We start from the raw sequence: 9,914 nt of genomic DNA, 5'->3' as shown, positions 1-9,914 counted from the left end.
ATGAGTTGTATAAGAGGAGAATAGCGAAAATTTACCACCAGTGGTTGACCCAGGAGAAGAAATTTTAAAAGCACCAACAAATGGTGTAACTAATAAAGAAATCACTGATTTAACTGAAGAAAATCTCAGATTCTTAGTATTTAATCTGAAAAATGAAGAAGGCAACGCTCAAAAGATTGCAAATAAACAAGAAGTTAGTGAGTTTATCACTGATAGATACAAGGCAACATTGAACTTAGATAATCTAGTTGTTGAAAATGGAACTCTAAAGATTACTGGACCTTTAATCACGACTGAAGATTGGAATAAAGTAAAAGCTAATGGCGATAAAACAACTGCTTATCGTATTACTGTTTTAGTAGGAGAAGATAAAAATAAAAAAGCAGTGAAAATTGCGATATACCAAGATGGTAAAGCGGTAATTGAAGAAATCTAATGATTGTCACTCATTTGTGAATAAATCACATAACTTTATGAAATCGTCAAAATAGGTGTTTATAGTAGGGCTGATTCGTAATGAATTAGCTCTACTTATTCTTCCTCTAAATTATCGTAATATTTCGTTTATAAAAAGGTATACCAATCCCTTTATCTTCTTTCATTTTTATTTTATTATCAAAGAACACTCTGTTATTATTTCCTTAGTTGAATCCAATCTGTCCAAAGCAGGTTCATATTGGATTTCTAAGCATACTTTATAAGGATAAAGTGAATTATAAAACAAGCTAGACCCGTATTCTTTATTTGAGAATACGGGTTTTTGCATCTTAAAAACACCCCAAAATGACTTTCGTCTGATATAGAGTATTTTTTCACTCATAATCTTTTACATAATGTATACGTAATCTTAACTCCCTGTATAAATGATAATACTTTTTACATGTTACACTGTTTTTGGGGAAATAAGTTAGACAGTTTATATTGATGGCACGCCGTATGCGGTGAAAGTCGCACGTACGGTGTAGGCCCGATTCGAACACCACATTATTGTGGAATAAGGCGGGAATAGCGAACATATTATTAAAACCATTACAACTGCTGATGCGTTTGATGCAGCACTTCAGAAAGGAGAAGATTCGCTTTATATTGGAGGTACTATTTCTACTGATACAGTATTTGATTTAAAAGGAAAAAGCTTATCGAACTTAACAATCGATTTAACGCGTATGAAGCAAGGAGAGACGATAACTTTACAAAATGGAACGGTCAATAATATTACTATTCATGACCAATCGGGTGTCCATTTGATCGTGAATAACGTCAACATTCAAGGTCAAACTATTTTGAAATAATATAGAATAAGAAATGGAAGAAGTTCAGTTACTTCCATTTCTTTCTCTGTTTCACTCGAAATATCGATAAACATAGTAAAAGGAGAGAATTTTAGTGAATGCAAATAAACACTTTAATTTAAAGAAACGAGCAACTTCAGCCCTCTTATCAACTATGGCTGTTACAGCAGTCATCGCACCCCCTGCAATTGTTGCACAGGCGGATGTTCATTTTACGGGTACGACTCAGCTTCCAGGAGAGCTTCTGTTTACAAAACAAGTCGACGTCGTCGATAATGCTTCTCCAGAGGCCTTGAGACAGACTAAAGTCATCATTGCGCCATATCAAGTGGGAAGTATGTTTGATTTCGGTAATCTTTCTATAAAGCAAATTGAAATTCGAGACGCCGTGACATTAAAAGGATTGAAGCTTCAACAGGCCGAGATTCTTTTAATTCCGTCAACTGTGAATAGTACGATTGATTTGAGTGCAAGCAATGCAACGAATCTGACAGTAGGTAATGATAACGTATCGAAAATTATTGTTGCGGATGCAGTAAAAGAAATTACAATCGCAGAAGGTGTAACGAGTCCAAATCCAATTGTCGTTGATGCGAATGGGAAGGTACGTACTGATATTACATTCCATTCTGGGCAACCATCTCCCCTGTTTGATTTATCGATTATGCATTTTAATGATACGCACGCTCATTTAGACAATGCGGCGAAGCGTGTTACGGCGGTAAATGAAGTGCGTGCCGAAAAGCCAGATGCTTTATTGTTAGATGCGGGGGATGTGTTTTCAGGCACGCTGTATTTCAATGAATTTTTAGGAGAAGCGGATGTTAAGTTCATGAATATGATGAAAGTGGATGCGATGACATTCGGTAATCATGAGTTCGATCTCGGTTCTTCTCCAGAAGGGCATCAAGCATTGAAGGAGTTCATCCAAGCGGCGAACTTCCCATTCGTTTCATCGAACGTTGATTTTTCAAAAGATCCATTGTTTGAAGGGTTATTCAGTACAAAAATTGCGACGACTCCAGAGAACAGTCATATTTATAATGGGATTGTGAAAGAAATAAATGGCGAAAAAGTCGGAATTTTCGGTTTAACGACTGCTGAAACGGCTAATATTTCAAGTCCTGGGGCGATTGAGTTTAAAGATTATATTGAAGAAGCGAAGAAAATGGTAGCTGAATTTGAAAAGATGGGCATTAATAAAGTCATTGCGCTGACGCATATCGGATATGATGACAATCCGAATGTGGACAATGACATCGAATTAGCAAAAGCGGTAGAAGGTATTGATGTCATTGTTGGAGGGCATAGTCACTCGACATTAGCGAAGCCAATCGTCATCGATGATCACGAAGCGCCGACATTGATTGTGCAAGCGGGTCAATATGCGGAACATTTAGGTGTGTTAGATGTTACGTTCGATGGGCAAGGCGTCGTCGTTTCACATAATGGTGAGTTAATTAAAATTGGAGAGAAAAAAGAAAATCCAGAGGCTGCGAAAGTATTAAAAGAGTACGCTGAGCAAATTGAAAAAGTGAAAAATGAACCGACGGGTGCGACGGCTACACAAACGCTTGAAAATCCACGAACAGGCGGCGATGTGACGATGCCGAGTGTTCGAAAAAATGAGACGCCTCTCGGTAATCTCATTACAGACGGGATGTTAGCGAAAGCGAAAACATATAATTCTGAAGTGGTCATGGCGTTCCAAAATGGTGGTGGGATTCGAGAAGCGATTCAAGCAGGTCCGATTACAGTAGGTGAAGTTATCTCAGTTTTACCTTTCGGAAATACGTTAGCGACAATGGACGTATCGGGTGCTGAGTTGAAACAAGCTTTTGAAATTAGTGTCGGTCAATACCCTGCGGAAAACGGCGGCTTCTTACATGTGTCTGGCGCTAAAGTGCAATTCGATTCGACTCAACCGACGGGCAAAAGAATCGTCTCAATCGCTTATAAAAATGCGGATGGTCAATATGTAGACGTGCAAGATGAAAAAACATATACAGTAGCAACGAATGCATTTACAGCGAAAGGTGGAGACGGGTATGACGTCTTCAAAAAAGCGTATGCGGAAGGACGCGTTACCGACCTCGGTCTTTCCGATTGGGAAAATTTACGCGACCATGTAGCGAGCTTAAAGACGGTTAATCCGAAAGTAGAACAAAGAATAGTGGATGTATCTGAAAATGTAGAACTACCAGGTGGAGAAGTTGATGCGGACGACTTTTCAGGAACGGCTGAAGCGCCTAAAGTGTACAACGGTAACGTGACAGTGGCGATATCTGACCTAGCTTCTTTTGAACATGTCACAGTGAAAGGAAACTTGTCATTTACAGGAGATTTGAGTGAGCATACGACATTTACGAACATCGTCATTGAAGGGGATTTGGATGTGTCGGAGTTAAATACAGAACGATTTACATTCTATGGCATCCAAGTGTCGGGCGACGTTATTTTTTAATTCACGGTATTTGACTTTCGAAAACGATTAAAAGGAGAATTTATTCGATGAGTAAAAATAAATGGAGAAAATCGCTACATGCGTTTTTAGCGACAAGTTTAATCGCAACAGCAGTGATACCTGCCATGCCGGTCGTAGCGAGTGCACCTGTCCTTGCTGAAGATTTAATCATTTCAGAGTATGTGGAAGGGTCTAGCAATAATAAAGCAATCGAATTATACAACGGTACAGGAGAAACGATTGACTTAGCAGAGTATACGCTTGAGTTGTATGCAAATGGTGCTAAAGAAAGAACAGGCACTCAAGCATTAAGCGGAAATTTAAATCATGGTAAAACATTCGTTATTTACCACAATTTATCGGCAGACCTCATTAAAGAAAAAGGGAATTTAGCTGCGAGTAATGTAGCGAACTTCAACGGGGACGATGCCATCGTCTTGAAAAAGGGTAATCACGTCATCGATTCTTTCGGTCAAGTAGGTGAAAAAATCGATTGGGGGAAAGATATTACGCTCGTTCGGAAAAGTCATATTACAGCGGGCGACGTGATCACCGATGACACCTTTGACTCAACGGTAGAGTGGGAGCAGTATCCGAAAGATACATTTACTCATTTAGGCACTCATGCGATGGATGGGGCAATCGAACAACCGACACCTCCTGAAGAAGCGGAAGTATTGTCGATTGCGGAAGCGCATAAAGCTGTTTTAGGTAAGACGGTTACGATTCGAGGGATTGTGACAGCCAACTTGAAAAATACGATCGCCATTCAAGATGAGACCGGTGGAATCGCTGTTCGACCTGCTCATTTAGATGTTGCGATAGGTGATGAAGTGACATTGACAGGAGAGCTTGCTGATTTTAAAGGGCTTCTTCAATTAGACCGAGCAACAATCGTAAAGAAAGAACAAACGACAACGATGCCGACAGCGAAAAAAATTGTCGGAACAGATGTTGCTGAATCACATGAGTCTCAACTCGTTGAAGTTCGCAATGTAACAATCACAGCTGTAGAAGATGGTGGAAATTGGGCGAACTATACAGCGATTGACGATACAAAGACTCAATTCGTTATTCGCGATGAACATAATGTTTTAAAATTAAAGGAGAAGGATACGTATGAGTCGATTACAGGAATTGTTCAACAATACGATTCGACGTATCAAATAATTCCGCGCAACGAGCAAGATATTATTGCCGATCTTTCCATCGTCCAACCTGCATTTGCAAGTAGAGATAGCGGTATTCTGATCGGTGAGTCAGCAATCGAATTATCAACAACGACAAAAGATGCAGCGATTTATTATACGTTAGACGGTTCTACTCCAACGAAAGAAAGCACGAAATATACAGCACCGATTCAAATTACAGAAAACACGACAATTAAAGCCATCGTCATTGCAAAAAATGGCGAAAGTGAAGTAAAAACATTCGAATATACGGTAACCGAGCGTTTAGAAATTCACGATATTCAAGGGGAAGGTCATACATCTCCTTTTGAAGGGAAAACAGTCGAAGGTGTCGAAGGAATTGTCACGTATACGTTCACCTTAAATAATGCAACGTATTACCATATTCAAACCCCTGATGACAAAGCAGATGATAATCCAAATACGTCAGAAGGAATCATCTTATATAGCGGCAATAAAAAATGGCCGATTCAAATCGGTGATTTAGTTTCTGTCACAGGTCAAGTGAATGAATATGCGATCGATGGTTTCGCAGATCGTCAAGAAACCGATATGAAAGTGACGCAAATTAATGTGAGAGATGACAAAGGCGGCAATGTGGAAGTCATTGAATCGGGTGTCGAGCTACCAAAACCGATTATTTTGAATGAACAAAATATGTCGATGCAAGCAATCGATAGCGATCAGTTGCAAGTATTTAATCCAGAGACGGATGCGATTGATTTTTGGGAGAGTTTAGAAGGGATGCGCGTCCAAGTCGACAATGTAAAATCAGTAGCCCCACAAGAGCATGGAGATGTAATCACGGTTCTTGAAAGTGCACCGACGGACACATTACATGGCGGACTGTTGTTAGAGGAAGAAAATCAAAATCCTAACCGTATTCAATTCCGTTTAGAACCGAATGGACCAGGACGTAATTTTGAAGTCGCTACAGGAGATACGTTTGAAGGACCGATTACAGGAGTCGTCGGGTATTCTTTCCAAAACTATAAAATTTACGTTCCGTTAGACGAGATGAAACAAGCACACCGCAAAGGCGAGGCGAAGCCAGAACAAACAACAATCGCTTATGACGAAGAAAAATTAACGATTGCTTCTTACAATTTAGAGAACTTCTCGAATAATAAAGCGAGTAACGAAACACCAGATGCGAAAGCTCAAAAATTAGCACGCGCTTTTGCGAAAGATATGAACAGCCCTGATATTATCGGAGTGACGGAAGTACAAGATAATAATGGGCAACAAGCGGGAGATGCGAAAGCGAACGAAAGTTATGAACGATTAATTCAAGAAATTGAAAAAGCAGGTGGCGTGAAATATAAATATGCCAACATCGATCCAGAAAACAATAAAGACGGCGGTGCACCGAATGCCAACATTCGTGTAGGATTTTTATACAATCCAGAACGAGTTTCGTTAACGGAAGGGATTCCACATGGGGATGCGACGACGGCGGTAGGTTACGAAGCTGGGAAATTAACGCACAATCCAGGGCGAATCTCACCGAATGCGGAAGCGTTCAAAAATAGTCGTAAGCCATTAGCTGCCCAATTTGATTTCCAAGGTGAAAACATCATCGTGATTGCGAATCATTGGAATTCAAAACGAGGAGATACGCCGTTATTCGGTTTGACACAACCTCCTGTTTATGGAAGTGAAGGACAACGAAAAGAAATCGCAAAAATTGTTTACGACTTCGTGAAAGATGTTAAAACGAAAAATCCTGAAGCGAATATCGTATCTTTAGGAGATTTCAATGACTTCCAATTTGCAGAAGCACTCAAAATTCACGAAGGCGACCTCATGACGAATATGATTCATAAGGTCGAACGTCCAGATCGATACACGTATTTATATCAAGGAAATTCACAAGTGCTCGATCATATTTTAGTAACGAACAATTTAGTAGAGCAAACGGATATTGATATTCTTCATATTAACGCGGACTTTACAGATATGGCAGGACGCGCAAGTGACCATGACCCTGTGATGATTCAAGTAGGATTTGATGAAGAAGGTCAACCTTTATTCAATGTAAAAGGTAATGAAAATTCCCTTCAGTTAACATTTTCAGACGCTACATTTACAGGACCTGTTTCTGCTACAGCAGCAGGTCAACAAGGAACGGTCGCTCACCTAGGGCAAGGTAAGGTCGACATTACTTTCGATCAACAAGTAGAGAGTTATGAAACGATTGAAGTTACAGTAGGTGAAAAAGACGAAGCGCAATATTTTGAGTTGAAGTATGATGCCGAAACGAAAAAGTGGAACGTGACACCGAAAAAAGAAGTACCGACACCGATTGTGGCGGAGCGAACATTTAACTTGAAAAATTTCCATGCGAATAAACTAATGATTCAACGACCGAGTGTTTCCATTTCTTTAGATGCTTCATCTGTCATTAAAACAGGAATTGAATTTAAAGGAGAGTATGCTGAGTTTCACGGTTTAGGTTTTGCCGAGACGGTTGTTACGGTAAAGCCGAATAAGCAAGGTGCTATCGTCGATTTCAAAGGAACAAAAATGAATAAAGTGATCATTGATGGAAACAATGTGAAAGAAATCCGTGGTGCTGAAAATATTCAAACGATTGAATATCGAAATGGTGCGGATGCAAAACAAATTCAAATGACAAATTCGAAAGGGGAACCCATTGCGGTTCCTTCTTTTCCGATTATTAACGAGGCACCGACTATTATAAAAAGCATTCCTAATCAAACGATTTTACGTGGAGAACGACATTCTATCGCATTGAATGAGTACTTTACAGACTCTGATTCAGATGCACTCACGTATACAGCGACGAATGGAACGATTGAAGGAACGACTTTACATTTAAATTTAACAGAAGGAACTTATATTATCGGAGTGACTGCATCAGATGGCCAAGCGAGTGTTACGACGAGCTTTTCAGTAACGGTCAAATCAACCGACTCCCCCGTTGACGACTATTATAAAACAGCAATCGGAAAAGAAGGGTTAGAGTTAAAAGAAGAGCTTCACCATATTATTAAAGATCATCGTCAATTATCGTATTCACAAGTGTGGGATGCATTAAAAGAAACAGATGAAGATCCGAATAATAAAGATCATGTCATCTTATTGTATTCGCAACAATCTCGTGCGAAAAATCAACAAGGAGGCAATCCTAGAAACTGGAATCGTGAGCATGTGTGGGCGAAATCTCATGGAGATTTCGGGACGACAAAAGGACCAGGTACAGATATTCATCACCTTCGCCCGACCGATGTTCAAATTAATAGTACGAGAGGTAATTTAGATTTTGACAATGGAGGGAGTGCAGTGAAAGGTTGTAACGGCTGCAAGCGGAGTTCGAATTCGTGGGAGCCTCCCAATGAAGTAAAGGGAGATGTCGCACGGATGTTGTTTTATATGGCGACTCGCTATGAAAAAGGTGACCGAGTAGACTTGGAGTTAAATGAAAAATTAAACAATGGCAAACAGCCTTATCACGGAAAGCAGTCCGTTCTTTTACAATGGCATGAACAAGACCCAGTAGATGACTGGGAACGTCAGCGCAATGATGTCATTCAAAAGTGGCAAGGGAATCGTAACCCCTTCATTGACCATCCTGAATGGGCAAAAACCATCTGGGGCCATCAACAAATGACCCAACATCCAAAAGCTTTTTAAAAACAATAAAAACTAAACTCAAATTTTTTGTGTAGACATGAATAAGGCAAAATCATTAATGAATCATGAACTGGATGGTTCATCATAACCCAGTTATATTCAAAAGCACGTCTTTCCTTTCTTTTACTTGTTTCTAAAAACTCAAGTATAAAAGAAATGAAGTGACGTGTCTTTTTTGTTTTCAAATTCACCTTTGCCAATTTTGCAAAGGCAATCAGAAAGGATATCTAAACCGAAGTGTAGAAGTCATTCCTAGCAAAATATTCACCTAAGAAGATTTTTCAACATTAGATGAAGCAAGAAGTTATTTAGAGGCAAAATCATTATTCCATTCAAGAGAAGATCTGTCAGTGAATTTGTCAAAGTAAAATAGAGCATCCTTTGCGAACGTTAAATAAAAAAGCAAACGCCTTTCAACAAAGCGAGGCATTCCGTCAAATGATGAGACTCGAAAAAAATCTTATATCTCATTTTCACAAGCGAAAGTTATGAATTTTTAAACTACTGCTCAAAGACTCAAGATGAATCGAAAAAATGAAACACCTTTGGACAGATTAGATCCAACTAAAGAAATAATAACAACTTGTTCTTGGATAATAAAATAAAAATTTATAATAAAGGATAGACAATCTCCTTTATTATAAATTTAATATTAAGATAATTAAAAAGAACAAAAAGTAGAGCCGATCCATTAAGGACCAGCTCTACTGTGGATATCTATTTTGACGATTACATCATAATATTCGATTTATTCGCCAGTAAATTACTTACACTATATTTTATGGAGTTGCCACTAATTTTGCGACTACTTCTTCACCAACTAAAGTGAATTCAATTTTTGCAACTTTTGTTTTAGGATTTCCAGCTTTTCCATTAGTCACTGTAATTGAATATGGTTTAGTTTTATCTGCATTATCTTGGTCTTTAATTGCTTCAAATAATGATTTAGTCATTTTAGTATTACTTAAAAGTAAATCACCATTTTCAACTTTTAAGTCGATTGTTAAACCATTAGCTTCAACTACTGTACCGACTACAGTGGCATTAACTTCTGTACCTGCGTGATTTTTACCTTTCAAGCCTGAAGGATTCCCCTCAGTAAATGCTTTAATTAATGTATCTGCCGTTACTGCTACTTGTGATCCAAGTGTACCATTCCCCTTATCCTCTACAATACGGATAGATTGGAATAAGATATCATTCGTAGTCATATCTTTAGATGCTTCTGGTAGTGCAAGGCGTGTGCCTGCTTCTCGTTCAGCTTCTTCGCTATTTTCAGTCTGTTCGCTATTCTCCTCTTATACAACCTAG

Annotated in this window: 4 protein-coding genes; 3 read left to right on the top strand and 1 reads right to left on the bottom strand. The window is 38.9% G+C overall.

Annotation, left to right across the window (positions count from 1 at the left end):
- Positions 1 to 40 precede the first annotated feature (40 nt).
- From IRY55_RS13285 to IRY55_RS13275, 3 genes are all read left to right on the top strand, one after another.
- A complete protein-coding gene (locus IRY55_RS13285) occupies positions 41 to 436 on the top strand; it encodes a hypothetical protein (protein ID WP_194563816.1) in 396 nt (131 codons plus the stop codon).
- Positions 437 to 1,386: 950 nt separating this feature from the next.
- Positions 1,387 to 3,756, top strand: coding sequence for a bifunctional metallophosphatase/5'-nucleotidase (locus tag IRY55_RS13280; protein WP_408015173.1), 2,370 nt, complete (start codon positions 1,387 to 1,389; stop codon positions 3,754 to 3,756).
- A 47-nt stretch (positions 3,757 to 3,803) separates the two neighbouring features.
- On the top strand, positions 3,804 to 8,603 hold the full coding sequence (locus IRY55_RS13275) for an endonuclease (RefSeq protein ID WP_235961151.1): 4,800 nt from the start codon (positions 3,804 to 3,806) through the stop codon (positions 8,601 to 8,603).
- Positions 8,604 to 9,382: 779 nt separating this feature from the next.
- Here the strand turns inward: IRY55_RS13275 and IRY55_RS13270 are convergent.
- Positions 9,383 to 9,814 (bottom strand): hypothetical protein, encoded by a 432-nt coding sequence (locus IRY55_RS13270; RefSeq protein ID WP_194563815.1) that lies wholly within the window; start codon positions 9,812 to 9,814, stop codon positions 9,383 to 9,385.
- Positions 9,815 to 9,914: the final 100 nt, after the last annotated feature.

This window comes from Savagea serpentis (genome assembly GCF_015351395.1).
Classification (GTDB): domain Bacteria; phylum Bacillota; class Bacilli; order Bacillales_A; family Planococcaceae; genus Savagea; species Savagea serpentis.
This window is presented reverse-complemented; position numbering and strand designations above follow the sequence as displayed.

Bases quoted from the DNA above. Each gene is read 5' to 3' on its own strand.
- IRY55_RS13275 (WP_235961151.1), top strand. From the start codon at position 3,804: ATGAGTAAAAATAAATGGAGAAAATCGCTACATGCGTTTTTAGCGACA.
- IRY55_RS13270 (WP_194563815.1), bottom strand. From the start codon at position 9,814: ATGACTACGAATGATATCTTATTCCAATCTATCCGTATTGTAGAGGAT.